Below are 15,626 nucleotides of genomic sequence, written 5' to 3' on the forward strand. Positions count from 1 at the left end.
GAGAATAGACTATGAGACAAAAGTTATCAAGGATATTGGCAGCATGTCTGGTGACAGCGATGATTTTTAGCGGAAATATTTCAGGAACTGCATTGGCATTTGAGGGAGATGAAGCAGGAACTCAGAAAGAAGAAATGCAGACTAACAAGCAAGAAAATGTAAATAATGAAGACATTCAGGAAGAAAAGAATACCGGAGGAAGTGATAATACCGAGTCAAAAACGGGGTCGGAGGGGGAGCCTGCTCTCCAAGAACCGGAAGAGGAGAAGCAATCATCGGATGATGCGGCAATAGATGTGGAAACCGAGACACAAACGCCGGAATTACAAAAATCACAAGAGACACAGTTGAGCGTTAACTATATCTATATGGATAAGTTGAGCGTATATTCGGGAGAAATACAGAATGTAGTTCTTTCTCTGAATCAAGGAACATCTCAGATTGAAAATGTGGTTTTAGTTTATTCTGACGATGCAGGGAATAAATATCAATGGCAAAGTGAAAAAGACAATTCGGGACTGTTTTTGTTTGAAAAAACTGTTGCAGAAGAAACAAAAGGAATTTATCACATTATATCTATTAATTACACTGAAAGTGGAGAGGAAAAAGAAATGTTACTTTCAGACATAGATATGAATATTTCTTTTGGGATAAATTGTGAATATGATGGAAATAACTCAAGTGAGAGCTTGGAGATGGAACCTATGGGTCAGGAGCCTGAAGTTTCGGCAACAGTCGCAACAATTGACGAGAATGGTATTTTAAATGAAACAGCTGAGTTAGGAGTTGCAGAGGCACTGACAGAACTAGGAAAAGAAACAAAAAGTACGCAATTGCGTTATCGCTCTGCTAAAAGTGGAAATGTAGTAGTTGTGTTGGATCCTGGGCACGATTCTGGACATGCAGGAGCACAGGGAAATGGAGTGCAGGAAGAAATCGCTACATTAAAAATTGCACAGTATTGTAAAGAGGAATTGGAAAAATATAGCGGTGTAACTGTTTATATGACAAGGACAACTGCTGCGTGTCCCTTTCCAGAAACTGTAGGAGTAGGAAGCGGAAATATTTTGGATATAAAAAAGCGGGTACAATGGGCAGCTTCTAAAGGAGCAGATGCTTTTGTGAGTTTTCATTTAGATTCCGCAGGTGCTTCAGCACATGGGGCACATGTTTATTACCCGGGCGATTGGTTCGCAAATAATAATATTGTTAGTCAGGGCGCAAATTTGGCAAATGCCATTCAAAATGAACTGGTAGGGATAGGGCTTTATAATAGGGGGACTGAATCGGCAGATTATTCTGTGAATACAGAATCTGCTATATACGGTTTTCCAGGATTGATTATTGAGCATGCCTTTTTGACAAATGTGAATGATGCCAATACATATTTAAAAACTGAAGCCGGATTAAAAAAGTTGGGTGTTGCAGATGCGAATGGAATTGTTAAGTATTTTGGGTTGACTAAGGGGCAATGGGTGCAGGAGGGAGATAAATGGAAGTATAAAGAAAATGGAGTTTTTGTAGTTAGTGATTGGAGAAGCATAAACGGGAGAGAATATTATTTCAACAAAAGTGGATATCGTGTTACTGGGTGGGAGAATATTGGAGGAAAAGAATATTATTTTATGCCGGAAGGCTATATGTGGACCGGTTGGGCAAGCTTTGGAGGAACAAAATATTATTTTATGCCGGAAGGCTATATGTGGACCGGCTGGGCATCTTTCGGAAATGAGAAATACTATTTTGATGCCGCAGGCCGGATGCAGACCGGCTGGCAAGACATAGACGGCAAGAGATATTATTTCATGCCTGAAGGTTATATGTGGACTGGCTGGGCAAGCTTTGGAGGAACAAAATATTATTTTATGCCTGAAGGTTATATGTGGACTGGCTGGGCGAGTTTTGGAGGAGCAAAATATTATTTTAACAATCAGGGCCGTATGCTAACAGGGGAGCAGACAATAGAAGGGGAGAAATACATTTTTAACAGCGAAGGAATACTTCAGAGTAATCAGAAGAGTGGCTGGGAGACAAAAGAAGGGAAAAAATATTATTATAGGAATGGACAGATGCAGACCGGCTGGCAGGACATAGACGGCAAGAGATATTATTTCATGCCGGAAGGCTATATGTGGACTGGCTGGGCAAGCTTTGGAGGAACAAAATATTATTTTATGCCTGAAGGTTATATGTGGACTGGCTGGGCGAGTTTTGGAGGAGCAAAATATTATTTTGACAATCAGGGCCGTATGCTAACAGGGGAGCAGACAATAGAAGGGGAGAAATACATTTTTAACAGCGAAGGAATACTTCAGAGCAATCAGAAGAGTGGCTGGGAGACAAAAGAAGGGAAAAAATATTATTATAGGAATGGACAGATGCAGACTGGCTGGCAGGACATAGACGGCAAGAGATATTATTTCATGCCGGAAGGCTATATGTGGACTGGCTGGGCAAGCTTTGGAGGAACAAAATATTATTTTATGCCGGAAGGCTATATGTGGACTGGCTGGGCGAGTTTTGGAGGAGCAAAATATTATTTTGACAATCAGGGCCGTATGTTAACAGGGGAGCAGACAATAGAAGGGGAGAAATACATTTTTAACAGCGAAGGAATACTTCAGAGCAATCAGAAGAGTGGCTGGGAGACAAAAGAAGGGAAAAAATATTATTATAGGAATGGACAGATGCAGACTGGCTGGCAGGACATAGACGGCAAGAGATATTATTTCATGCCGGAAGGCTATATGTGGACTGGCTGGGCAAGCTTTGGAGGAACAAAATATTATTTTATGCCGGAAGGCTATATGTGGATTGGCTGGGCAAGCTTTGGAGGAGAAAGATATTATTTTGATGGAAATGGCCGTATGATAGAAGGGGTTTATACGGTGGAGGGAATCCAATATCAGTTTAATAGTAAGGGTATACTGATTGGAGAATGCTCAAAGTATTATATGATAGAAGGTGCCACAGAAACAACAATCAATCAAATGATTAATTATTACCAAAGTAGTGGGCACAGATATCCAGCGGAAGTACTGAAAAAAGGTGGAGCAGAAACGCTTGAAAAATTTTGTACTATATTTTATAATGAGGCGTTGAAAGAAAATATAAAAGCAGAGGTTGCTTTTGTGCAAACAATGAAGGAAACAGGTTGGCTTCAATTTGGAGGGGATGTAAAAATAGAGCAATTTAATTTTGCCGGATTGGGGGCTACTGGAAATGGTGTCAGTGGAAATAGCTTTAAAGATGTTGAGACAGGAGTAAGAGCCCAAATACAACATTTAAAGGCATATGGCTCGGTATTACCATTAAATCAGATCTGCGTTGATCAACGTTTTGAATATGTAAAAAGGGGTAGTGCGATTTATGTCGAGTGGCTTGGGATTCCTGATAATCCTGATGGAAAAGGATGGGCAAGTGCTGAAGGGTATGGGTTTGATTTACATAAAATGATTGATAAGTTGCTTGCTTGCGGTAGATAAAATATGTAGTGGAAAGTGTTTCTTAGTAGTTTAGGAAGAGGTAAAATAAAGAGGGATAGCTGAAAGGATTAAGCCATTAGCTATCCTTTTTGTGTATCTATTTATAAGGCTTATAAGACATAATTGACAAAATTGTTCACAAGACACTATATGTATGATATAATAAATCGGCATTGGTCATCTATGGTAGGTAGGGAATGCAAAATGTAACATTACAAAAATGTTACAAAAAGATGAAAAAAATTGAAGATTAACGAAAACATCATTGTATAATGAATGCGTATTTGATACAATAATAATTGTATGTAAAAAAGATGTAACAATTTGATGAAGAGGTTTGCAATGAAAAGAATAATAAATTTAAGAAGTTCAAGAACAAGAATGTTTATTTTAAGTATTGTCGATATTATTACTATTATAGTTAACTCATACCTTTCTCTTTTGATAAGGCATGAGTTGCATTATGATTGGATACCACATGAATATATTCATGACATTTGTACCTATATGGTAATCAATATTATTACAACAATTATCATATTTATTTTAATGAATCTGTATCGTAGTGTTTGGACGTTTGCTGGACTTCATGAAGCAATTCTTATTGTGGGGGCTTGTGTTTTATCTACGGCATTTCAAGCGTTGGGTATGACATTCCTTGTACTGCAAGTACCAAGAAGTTATTATGTATACTATTGTTTTTTGTTGATTTTAACCACTATGGTTACACGATTCTCATATAGAGGATTACGTATTATTAGAAAAGAGTGGGGAAGGACAGGTCAAAGGGCAGCGTACAACACCATGGTCATTGGGGCAGGTGAAGCTGGAAGCATTATTATCAATGAACTGAAGACAAGTGGAAGATTGAGTAGCAGGGTGGTTTGTGTTATTGATGATAATCCTTCTAAGAAAGGAAAGTATTTGCATGGAGTACGAATAGTTGGGGATAGAAGTACAATTGTTCACTTTGCAGAGAAATATGACGTTAATGAAATAATTTTGGCAATTCCATCTGCAAAGGCCAAAGATACAAAAGAAATTCTGCGAATTTGCAATCAGACCAATTGCAAGCTGAAAGTGCTTCCGGGAATGTATCAATTTATTACTGGCGAAGTGACAGTTTCAAAACTTAGAGATGTATCTATTGATGATTTACTAGGGCGCGATGCAATAAATATTGATTTAGATAGTGTTGCTGCATATATTAAAGGGAAAACAGTTTTGATTACAGGCGGGGGAGGTTCTATTGGAAGCGAATTGTGCCGTCAGATTGCTGCGTATGGCCCCCATCGTTTGATTGTTTTTGATATTTATGAAAATAATGCTTATGACATACAGCAAGAGTTGAAAAAAAAGTATCCTGAATTACAGCTTGAAGTTTTGATTGGGTCAGTGAGAAATACAAAAAGAATAGAAACGGTGATGGAGTATTATCGTCCAGATGTTGTATATCATGCAGCGGCACATAAACACGTGCCCCTTATGGAAGATAGTCCTAATGAAGCAATCAAAAATAATGTTTTTGGAACATATAAAACCGCACGTGCGGCTGATAAATATGGGGTGAAGCGTTTTGTGTTGATTTCAACAGATAAAGCAGTCAATCCAACGAATATCATGGGAGCTTCTAAACGAATGTGCGAGATGGTAATCCAAACATTTAACCGATATTCTTCAACTGAATATGTTGCAGTACGTTTTGGCAATGTACTTGGAAGTAATGGAAGTGTAATACCTTTATTTAAGAAGCAGATGCTGGAAGGAGGTCCAGTTACAGTAACACATCCGGATATTATTCGCTATTTTATGACAATCCCAGAAGCTGTATCTCTTGTGCTTCAAGCAGGAGCCTTTGCTAATGGAGGAGAAATCTTTGTGTTGGATATGGGGGAACCAGTGAAAATAGCCGATTTGGCGAAGAATTTAATTCGCTTATCGGGGTATACTTTAGGTGTAGATATGGATATAGTCTACACAGGTTTAAGACCGGGGGAAAAGTTGTATGAGGAAATTTTGACTGAGGAAGAAGGACTACAGAAAACTAAAAACGATTTGATATATATAGGTAAACCGTTGGAATTTGATGAAGTACATTTCCTTTCTGAATTAAAAAAGCTTGAACAGGCAGCAATAGAGGAATCTTGGGACATAAAACAAATAGTTTCTGGTATTATTCCAACATATCATATTCGCCCTGAAGATCAGAAAAGAGATGAAGAGACAAAAAGACAATTATGTAATTTGGGAAAGTTTAGCCATGAAGGGCCAGTTGTGGAGGAATAAAAATGGAAAATAAACATATAGCTTTTTCACCGCCGGATATCACGGAAGAAGAAATTAAAGAAGTTGTGGATACATTAAAAAGTGGATGGATAACGACAGGACCCAAAACAAAACAATTTGAGACACAGTTAGCACAATATTGTCATGTAAATAAAGTGGCGTGCCTTAATTCGGCTACGGCTTGTGCGGAACTGGCATTGCGTGTCCTTGGAATTGGGGGGGGGGATGAAGTGATAACGTCAGCATATACGTATTCAGCTTCAGCCAGTGTTGTGTGTCACGTAGGAGCTAAACTTGTATTAGTAGATACGGCGAAAGATTCTTTTGAAATGGATTATACAAAACTGGAAGATGCCATAACTGAAAATACAAAGGCTATCATACCAGTAGATATTGCAGGAATTTTATGTGATTACGATAAGATATTTGAAATAGTTGAAAGAAAAAGTTTTCTGTTTAAGCCTAATAGTGAAATTCAAAAGAAAATAGGGAGAATTGCCGTTGTCGCTGATAGTGCGCATGCTTTCGGCGCACATAAAAATGGGAAATGTGCGGGTGAGATTGCAGATTTTACCAGTTTTTCTTTTCATGCTGTAAAAAATTTAACGACTGGTGAAGGTGGAGCTTTGGCTTGGAGAAGTATAGATGGGATTTCGGATGAAGAAATATATAAAGAAATTATGCTTATGTCTCTTCATGGACAATCTAAAGATGCTTTATCTAAAATACAATTAGGAGCATGGGAATATGATATTGTTGCTCCTTATTATAAGTGCAATATGACAGATATAATGGCTTCTATCGGATTGGCTCAGCTAAAGCGATATACACAGTTGCTAAATCAAAGAAAGCATATTATAGAAAAGTATAATCAGGGATTTCAGAATCTTCCTGTGACTGTACTAGAACATTTTGGAACAGATTATTCGTCAAGCGGCCATTTGTATCTGACTCGTATTAATGGCAAGAATAGAGAAGAATGTAATCAGATTATTGTTGAAATGGCCAATTTAGGTATAGCTACAAATGTACATTATAAACCATTACCAATTTTTACTGGATACAAAAAAATGGGATTCAATGTTCAAGATTTTCCCAATGCATATTCACAATATGAAAACGAAATTACTTTGCCGCTGCATACAAAACTCACAGATGAAGAGATTGAGTATATTATTCAAGAGTTTGCGCGGCTTGTTAGTTAAGGAAGAAATTACATGAGAAAATGGGATGAATTACCTCGAGATATGAAAAATATGGAAGTAAAATATTATTATCAAATACTGCAGAGTAGAAAAGCTAGTTTAATAATGAAACGAGTAATGGACATTTTACTTTCTGCTATTTTACTTATTATTTTACTTCCGCTATTTCTATTAGTTGGAATTATAATCAAGGTGGATTCACATGGGCCTGTAATGTTCCGTCAAATGCGTATAACACAGTATGAGAGAAAATTTCGGATTTTTAAGTTTCGTACAATGGTGGAAAATGCTGAGCAGGTTGGAACTCAGGTTACTACAAAAGGGGATATGCGTGTTACTCGGGTGGGAAAGTTTTTGCGAAAATATAGGATTGACGAAATCCCACAGTTAATTAATATATTTTTGGGAGATATGACTTTTGTAGGAACGCGTCCAGAAGTTGAAAAGTATGTGCATTATTATACAGATGCTATGAAAGCAACACTGCTTTTACCAGCCGGGGTAACATCAAGAACAAGTATATTGTATAAAGATGAAGAGAAACTGTTGGATGAGGCAAAAGATGCTGATGAAGTATATGTTAATATTATTCTTCCAGAAAAAATGAAGTATAATTTAGCTTTGATAGAAGAGTTCAATTTTTGGGAAGACATTAAAACAATGTTACTTACAGTGAAAGCAGTTATTAAGAGATAGGATATAGACAAGGAGAGACAAGAATGAATGTCTGGATTGTAAATCATTATGCTATACCTCCAAGTATGGGAGGGTTGGTGCGACATTACTATTTTTCAAAGTATCTTCAAAAGAAAGGGCACAATATTAAGATATTTACTTCTGGCATTATTCACAATACAAATATCAATTTAGTTAAAGGTAAAGAATTGTTTAAAGAAAGCTATCAGGATGGTATTGAATATACATTTGTAAAAAGCAGAGCATATCATGGAAATGGAATAGATCGTATAATAAATATGATTGATTTTCCTTTTAAAATGTGGAAAACATTGAAGATTTTTTTCAAGCAAAACAGGCCAGATGTTATTTATGCGTCATCTCCAGATTTGTTTGTTGCTTTTTTTGCTTTGCTTTTTGGGAAAAGGTATAAACTACCAGTGGTGTTGGAAGTAAGGGATTTATGGCCGGAATCAATTGTTCACTATAATGGTATGAAAAAGAGCAATCCTATTATTTGGACATTGTATCAACTGGAAAGATGGATGTATAAGGAAGCTGATAAACTTATATTTACATTTGAAGGCGGGAAAAAGTATATTATTGACAAAAAGTGGGATAAAAAAATATCTTTAGATAAAATTGAGTATGTCAATAATGGAGTGGATTTAGCTGAGTTTGCAATAAACAAAGATAAATATAAAGTTAGTGATGCAATTCTTGAAAATGCTAGTTTGTTTAAAGTTGTGTATGTTGGTTCAATTCGTTTGGTTAATCATCTGAGCGATTTAGTGGAGGCGGCAAAGGTAATACGGGAATGGGGATATGATAATATTGTGTTTTTAATATATGGAGATGGAACAGAAAAAGAAATGTTAGAAGAAAAATGTAAACAAGAAAATCTTCGGATGTTTTTTAGAGGACGGGTTGAAAAAAAATATGTGCCATATATTTTGTCTAAATCAGATTTGAATATTGTCAATGTTAAGAATTCTGGATTGGTAAAATATGGGTGCAGTTGGAATAAATTATTTGAATATGCTGCGAGTGAAAAACCAGTATTAAGTAATTTGCCAACCAGTTATGATTTAATTTGTAATTACCACTTTGGCGAAAGTAAAATGTTTAATACGGCGGAAGAATACGCCAGCGCAATTATACAATTTTCTAAATTGTCGACTTCTGAATATGAAGAGTATTGCAATAATGCTAAAGCAGTAGGAACTTATTTTGATTATACAATTTTGACAAATGAAATTGAACGTATACTTGAAGAGAGTATTCAATGCAAAGGAGAAAGTAGATGAAAGTATTGACCGTTGTGGGCGCTAGACCACAATTTATTAAAGCAGCAGCAGTTTCAAGAATTATTAGAAGTGAGATAAACGAATTTTTAGTTCATACTGGTCAGCATTATGATAATAATATGTCGAAAGTGTTTTTTGATGAGCTACATATTCCTATACCAAATGTAAATCTAGGAGTGGGATCTGCTTCACATGCAAAACAAACAGCGGAGATGCTTGTAAAATTGGAAGAAGTGATGATTAAAGAAAACCCGGATGCTGTTCTTCTATATGGAGATACTAATTCAACCTTAGCAGGGGCTATTGCAGCTGGAAAATTAAATATACCGATTGCACATATAGAAGCAGGTGTACGGTGTGGAGTTAAGGATATGCCAGAAGAACAAAATAGGATTATTACAGATCATTTGGCGCAATGGAATTTTGCACCCTCTATAGATGGAATAAAGGGACTGGAGAGTGAAGGAATCGGAGAAACGGGATATTTTGTTGGAGACGTAATGTATGATGCGTTGTTATATTATGGTAAAATGGTGGACAAAGTAGAATCTTGGATATTTTATAATAAACTTGAACTTTTGGATGGCAAAAAGATAGAAATTAATTTAGAGAATGGATGGTATCTAAGCACTATACACAGACCCGAAAACACGGATAAGGCTGAAAAGTTTATTGAAATAGTAGAAGCATTGAATGCATTGGATAAGCCAGTTGTTTTTCCGGTACATCCCAGAACGCAAAAGAGCGTTTTGAATAACAAAATGGCAGATAAGTACACTAATATTTTATTTGTTGAACCATTAGGATATATGGAGATGATTTTCTTCTGTAAGAATGCATGTAAGATAATTACAGATTCAGGTGGACTTCATAAAGAAAGCTATTTGATGAAAGTGCCGGGGGTTGTTATTCTTCGCAATACGGGGTGGGTAGAGACCTTGGATGGTAGTTGGAATGTGCTTGCTTCCCCTGATAGAAAGGATATTTTGCAAAAAGTATATGATACAAAGATTGATGAGTCAAAATGGAAAAGATGTTATGGTAATGGAGACGCAGCAAAAAAGATTCTTGAAATATTGAAGAAAGGGTAAATATGAATAAAAGATGTATTTTTCATGTACCCAATTATATTGATCCACAAGGAAAGTCAGGGTCTCAGGTTAGACCAATGAAAATAAAGAAGGCTTTTGAAAATATAGGGTTTCAAGTGGATTTCGTGATGGGAGAAAGTAAAGCGCGGAAAGCTGCGATTAAAAAAATCAAACATAATATAAACAATGGAGTCAGATATGATTTTTTATACAGTGAGAGTAGCACAATGCCTACACTATTAACAGATAAGAATCATTTGCCGTTGCACCCATTTTTGGATTTCGACTTTTTTAAGTTTTGTAAAAAAAGAGGAATAAAAATTGGACTTTTTTATAGGGATATGTATTGGAAGTTTGGTGAATATAAACAGGCGGTTCCGGTACACCAGAGAACGATAACAGTGCCAATGTATAAATATGATTTAAAAATGTACAATAAATTGTTGGATATTTTATATATTCCATCTTCTGGTGTTAGGTCATATCTGCCAGAATGCTATACTCCTAATGTTGTATGCCTGCCGCCCGGAGCTGTGTTGAATCAGCATATTTTGGAAAAACGAAGAACATATTTTGAAACAAGACAAAAAGGAAGTATCAAAATATTTTATGTTGGAGGAGTAAATGGAGTATATGATTTGTCGTTGACATTAAAAGTATTGAAGCAAAAACCGTTTGTAAACATGACTATATGCTGTAGAGAGAAAGAGTGGGAAGAGTATAAAAGTTATTATGCACCATATTTAACAGAACGGATACAGATTATACATAAATCAGGAGAAGATTTGCAGCCATACTATTTACAGGCAGATATATGTAGCTGCTTTTTTGAAGCTACCGAATATAGAAGTATGGCTATGCCAATCAAACTTTTTGAATATGTAAGTTATACGACGCCTATTATAGCTACAAAAAATACTGAAGCAGGACGGATTATGGAGGAACATCAAATAGGATGGAGTCTAAAGTATGAAGAAAACGAATTCTCTGATTTCTTGGATAAACTTTATGAGAACCAAGATGTTTTAAAGGAAAAGCACTTGAAAGTAGTGTCTTATCTATATGAAAACACATGGGAATGTCGGGCGAAGAAGGTTGCAGTAGAGTTAGGGGGATAAAATGCGAATATTGTTTTTATCGGCAGCGAGCAGTGTGCATACAGTTAAATGGGTAAATGCATTGGCGATGCGTGGGCATGAAGTACATTTGATTTTTAATAAAGGGCACGAACCGAAAAATGGTGAAATTGATAGGCAGGTTACACTTCATCAATTGAAATTTCAAGGGATTGTGGCGTACTATTTGAACGCTAAAGAATTAAAAAAGATAACACAACGTATAAAACCTGAGATAATCAATGTTCATTATGCCAGTGGATATGGAACATTGGCAAGAATAGCTGGGATTGGACCGGTTTTATTGTCGGTGTGGGGAAGCGATGTTTATGATTTTCCGTATGAAAGTAAATTGAAAAACCAAATTTTGAAAAAGAATGTACGTTATGCTAAACGGTTAGCATCTACAAGTAATTGTATGGCAGATAAGCTACGAGAGGTAATGGATGATAGTTCTCTGGAGGTGACAATCACTCCCTTCGGTATAGATTTGGAATTGTTTAATCCAGAAAGATTCGAAAAACAAAAAGATAAAATTGTCATTGGTAATGTCAAAGCATTAAAAGCTAAATATGGAATATTAGAGTTTATAGATGCGGTGGCGATGCTTTTGGATATGCTTAAGGAGGCTGGAGAAAAGGATATAGCGGAAAAAATTCAGGTAGAAATATATGGGGACGGCGAACAGAAGAAGTTGATTTTACAAAAAATAATGCTCAATGGGTTAGAGGATGTTGTACTGATAAAAGGGAAAATACCCAATAATGAAGTCCCGAATGCATTGAGTCATTTTGCGATTTTTTGTGCAACTAGTATGTATGAAAGTGAGAGTTTTGGGGTGGCTGTGGTTGAAGCAATGGCGATGAAGTTACCAGTGGTGGTTACTGATGTTGCAGGATTTAAAGAAGTTGTAGTGGATGGAGAAACAGGAGTCATAGTTAATCGACAAAAGATAAGTGAAATAGCGGGAGCACTTAAGCATTTGGTTTTAGACGAAAAGGAACGAGAGCGTTTAGGTGAAAATGGACGAAAACGAGTGGAGAAGCTATACAATTGGAAGAAAAATGTTGATGTAATGGAGCTTTTGTACAATAAACTCAAACAAGAGTCAAAAGCGGTAATAGGAGGAAAAAATGAAAGAACAATTATTGAAAAAGATTAATGAGAAAAAGATTAAAGTTGGTGTGGTGGGACTTGGGTATGTAGGCCTTCCATTGGCAGTAGAAAAGGCAAAAGCAGGGTTTGTGACCATTGGATTTGATATTCAGAAAGATAAAGTTAATATGGTCAACCAAGGGCATAATTATATTGGAGATGTAGTAGACACCGATTTGAAAAAGCTGGTAGAAAGAAAAATGTTGAAAGCTACTACGGATTTTAGTTTTGTAAAAGATGTGGATTTTATTGCTATTTGTGTACCTACTCCACTGGATCTTCATCAACAGCCAGATATTAGTTTTGTACAGTCTTCCACAGAAGAAATTTCAAAGTATTTAACTAAAGGAACTATGGTAGTTTTGGAGTCGACAACGTATCCGGGAACAACAGAAGAATTGATTCGGCCAATTTTGGAGCAGGGGTCTGGATTAAAATGTGGCGAGGATTTTTATTTGGGATTTTCACCGGAGAGAGTAGATCCGGGAAACTTGATATATAAAACTAAGAATACGCCTAAAGTTGTAGGCGCAATTGGTGCAGATGCAACAGAGGTAATTGCAACTATGTATCGTGCAGTCTTGGAGGGGGATGTATATGAAGTGTCATCTCCGGCCATTGCAGAAATGGAAAAAATATTAGAAAACACTTATAGAAACATTAATATAGGATTGATTAATGAATTGACAATGCTCTGTCAAAAGATGGGCATCAGTATGTGGGAAGTAATAGATGCTGCAAAGACAAAACCCTATGGTTTTCAAGCGTTTTATCCTGGCCCAGGACTTGGCGGTCACTGTATACCATTAGATCCATACTATCTCACATGGAAAGCAAGAGAATATGGATTTCATACTTCAATGATAGAAAGTTCTATGATGATTAATGATCAAATGCCAGAATATTGCGTCGAGAGAGCAGGTAAAATATTAAACCGGTATCAAAAATCTTTAAATGGAGCAAAGATACTTATCTTAGGAGTTGCTTATAAGCAGGATATTGATGATTACAGAGAAAGCCCTGCACTCAAAGTTATTGAGGTCTTAAAAAGAGAAAAAGCCAAAGTAGACTTTTTCGATCCATGGATTGCAGAATATAAATATAAAGGGGAAAAACATAGTGGACTCAAAAATATTACAGAAGACATTATAGCATCTTATGATTTGATTATGGTGACGTCTGCACATTCGAATGTTGATTATGAAATGGTGCAGAAGAATGCGAAAGTAGTTTTTGATACAAAAAATGTAATGAAAAATTTAAAAAATCAAGAGAATATAGAAATCCTATAGGAGGATATAGAATGAAACTCAATAAAATATTGAAGACTATGGAAAATTCTTTAGAATACTTGCTGAAAAATGAACAGGATTTTGAGACACTTGCATTGAGTGCATCAAACATACCGGAATCTTGTTGTATTTTCTTGGATGATGTTAAATATGCAAAGGATATCCGGGAAAATGTAACAATGGTGCTTACCACAGAAGAAATAGAAACCTATGTGAAAGAGCAAACAGAATATAAAGGTGGTTTTTGCGTTGTAAAACAACCACGTTTGTTATTCTTTGAAATTCATAATTATTTAGAAAATAGTGTTGATTATGTGCGACCCGTGTTTGAAACCAAAATGGGAAAAGCTTGTCAAATAAGTCCATTAGCTTCAATCAGTGAATCAAATGTTGTTATAGGGGATAATGTTATTATTGAAGAATTTGCTGTTATACGTGCGAATACAGTTATAGGTAATAACAGTATTGTTCGTGCAGGGGCAAAAATAGGTGGTCAGGGATTTGAATTTAAACGAACTCAGGACAGTATTGTAAGTGTAGCACATTTGGGAGGAGTTATTATTGGACATCATGTTGAGATACAATATAATACATGTATTGACAGAGCTGTTTATCCGTGGGATAATACTGTGATTGGTAATTATTCTAAAATAGATAATTTGGTTCACATTGGCCATGCTGTAAAAGTTGAAGAAAATGTTATGATTGTGGCACAAAGTGGTATTGGAGGAAGAACAATCATTAAGCCAGAAACGTGGATAGGGTTTGGTGCTACTGTTAGCAATGGACTTATTATAGGGAGAAATGCAAGAGTAAATATTGGTTCAGTTGCTACACGAAGTGTACAAGATGAGCAGAGTGTTACAGGCAATTTTGCTATTGAACATAGTAAGTTTATAGAAAATCTAAAAAATAACAGATGATAGAGGAGAAATTGAGATGAAATATGCACTAATAGGATGCGGAAGAATCGCTACAAACCATATCAAAGCAGCTGTGAATAATAATTTAGAACTGATTGCGGTCTGTGACATTGTTCCTGAGCAGATGGAGGAATTGTTGGAGAAACACGGATTACAAGAGCAAAATACAATTAAAAGATATATGGATTATAAACAAATGCTCCGAGAAAACAAGATTGAGTTAGTTGGTATTGCGACAGAGAGTGGTAAACATGCAGAAATTGCATTGTATTGCATAGAAAAAGGGGTTCATTGCATTATTGAAAAACCTATGGCTATGAGTATTTCTGATGCAGATCAAATTATTGAATTGTCAGAGAAAATGGGGATAAAGGTATCTGCATGTCATCAAAATCGTTTTAATGTTGCTATACAAGAGATGAGAAGAGCATTGGAGGCGGGGAGATTTGGAAAGTTATCTCACGGTTCTATTCATGTTCGCTGGAACAGAAATGAAGAATACTACACACAGGCTCCGTGGAGGGGGACTTGGGCGCAGGATGGAGGAGCGCTGATGAATCAATGCATTCATGGTATTGATTTGTTGCGTTGGATGCTGGGAAGCGAAATTGATGAGGTGTATGGAGTTACCAGACAGCAGTTTCATCATTATCTTGAAGCAGAAGATGTTGGTGTGGCGGTCGTCAAGTTTAAAAACGGAACTGTAGGAACTATAGAAGGAACGACTAATGTTTATCCACGTAATTTGGAAGAAACTTTGTATTTATTTGGCGAAAAGGGTACTGTTAAAATAGGTGGGAAATCCACTAATAATATTGATGTATGGGATTTCGCTGATGAGACAGAAGCGGATACACATAATAAAGGATTGGTAGAAGAGACCAGTAATGTATACGGGAATGGGCATACAAGCTTATACCAAGATATGATTTCGGCCATCAATGAAAATCGTACACCGTACGTGGATGCTCATGCTGGAAAAGATGCCTTAGAACTGGTATTGGCAATTTATAAAAGCCAGAAGGAAGGCAGAGCAGTAAAAATACCCATGGAGCATTTCGCAAGTACAGATATGCAGGGAGAATTTTAAGT

General features: G+C 36.2%; 11 protein-coding genes. All 11 read left to right on the forward strand.

Annotated features, from left to right (window positions below; translation table 11 throughout):
• Positions 1–11: 11 nt before the first annotated feature.
• The 11 genes from BN6465_RS02290 (at position 12) to BN6465_RS02340 (ending at position 15,624) form a co-directional block, all read left to right on the forward strand.
• Entirely contained in the window at positions 12–3,485 is a 3,474-nt protein-coding gene (locus BN6465_RS02290) for an N-acetylmuramoyl-L-alanine amidase (protein WP_066731329.1), read from the forward strand.
• Between the two features lie 342 nt (positions 3,486–3,827).
• The gene (locus BN6465_RS02295; RefSeq protein ID WP_227183684.1) at positions 3,828–5,771 is read left to right on the forward strand and encodes a polysaccharide biosynthesis protein; all 1,944 of its coding nucleotides are present in this window, start codon (positions 3,828–3,830) and stop codon (positions 5,769–5,771) included.
• A gap of 2 nt (positions 5,772–5,773) precedes the next feature.
• Entirely contained in the window at positions 5,774–6,976 is a 1,203-nt protein-coding gene (locus tag BN6465_RS02300; RefSeq protein ID WP_066731330.1) for a DegT/DnrJ/EryC1/StrS family aminotransferase, read from the forward strand.
• Positions 6,977–6,988: 12 nt separating this feature from the next.
• Positions 6,989–7,672 carry a sugar transferase gene (locus BN6465_RS02305; RefSeq protein WP_066731332.1) on the forward strand — a complete coding sequence of 228 codons (684 nt, stop codon included), beginning with the start codon at positions 6,989–6,991 and terminating at the stop codon, positions 7,670–7,672.
• A gap of 23 nt (positions 7,673–7,695) precedes the next feature.
• Complete coding sequence (locus BN6465_RS02310; RefSeq protein WP_066731334.1) at positions 7,696–8,958, forward strand: glycosyltransferase family 4 protein; 1,263 nt, start codon at positions 7,696–7,698, stop codon at positions 8,956–8,958.
• The gene (wecB, locus tag BN6465_RS02315) at positions 8,955–10,049 is read left to right on the forward strand and encodes a non-hydrolyzing UDP-N-acetylglucosamine 2-epimerase (RefSeq protein WP_066731338.1); all 1,095 of its coding nucleotides are present in this window, start codon (positions 8,955–8,957) and stop codon (positions 10,047–10,049) included. The genes BN6465_RS02310 and wecB overlap by 4 nt, the downstream gene beginning before the upstream one ends.
• A 2-nt stretch (positions 10,050–10,051) precedes the next feature.
• Positions 10,052–11,167, forward strand: coding sequence for a glycosyltransferase (locus tag BN6465_RS02320; protein ID WP_066731340.1), 1,116 nt, complete (start codon positions 10,052–10,054; stop codon positions 11,165–11,167).
• Position 11,168: 1 nt separating this feature from the next.
• Positions 11,169–12,326, forward strand: coding sequence for a glycosyltransferase (locus BN6465_RS02325; protein ID WP_066731342.1), 1,158 nt, complete (start codon positions 11,169–11,171; stop codon positions 12,324–12,326).
• Positions 12,298–13,611, forward strand: a complete 1,314-nt coding sequence (locus BN6465_RS02330; protein WP_066731344.1) for a nucleotide sugar dehydrogenase — start codon at positions 12,298–12,300, stop codon at positions 13,609–13,611. The genes BN6465_RS02325 and BN6465_RS02330 overlap by 29 nt, the downstream gene beginning before the upstream one ends.
• A gap of 11 nt (positions 13,612–13,622) precedes the next feature.
• Entirely contained in the window at positions 13,623–14,534 is a 912-nt protein-coding gene (locus BN6465_RS02335; RefSeq protein WP_066731346.1) for a UDP-3-O-(3-hydroxymyristoyl)glucosamine N-acyltransferase, read from the forward strand.
• 16 nt (positions 14,535–14,550) lie between these two features.
• Entirely contained in the window at positions 14,551–15,624 is a 1,074-nt protein-coding gene (locus BN6465_RS02340) for a Gfo/Idh/MocA family protein (protein ID WP_066731350.1), read from the forward strand.
• Positions 15,625–15,626 lie beyond the last annotated feature (2 nt).

Source organism: Bariatricus massiliensis, assembly GCF_900086725.1.
Taxonomy (GTDB): Bacteria; Bacillota; Clostridia; order Lachnospirales; family Lachnospiraceae; genus Allocoprococcus; species Allocoprococcus massiliensis.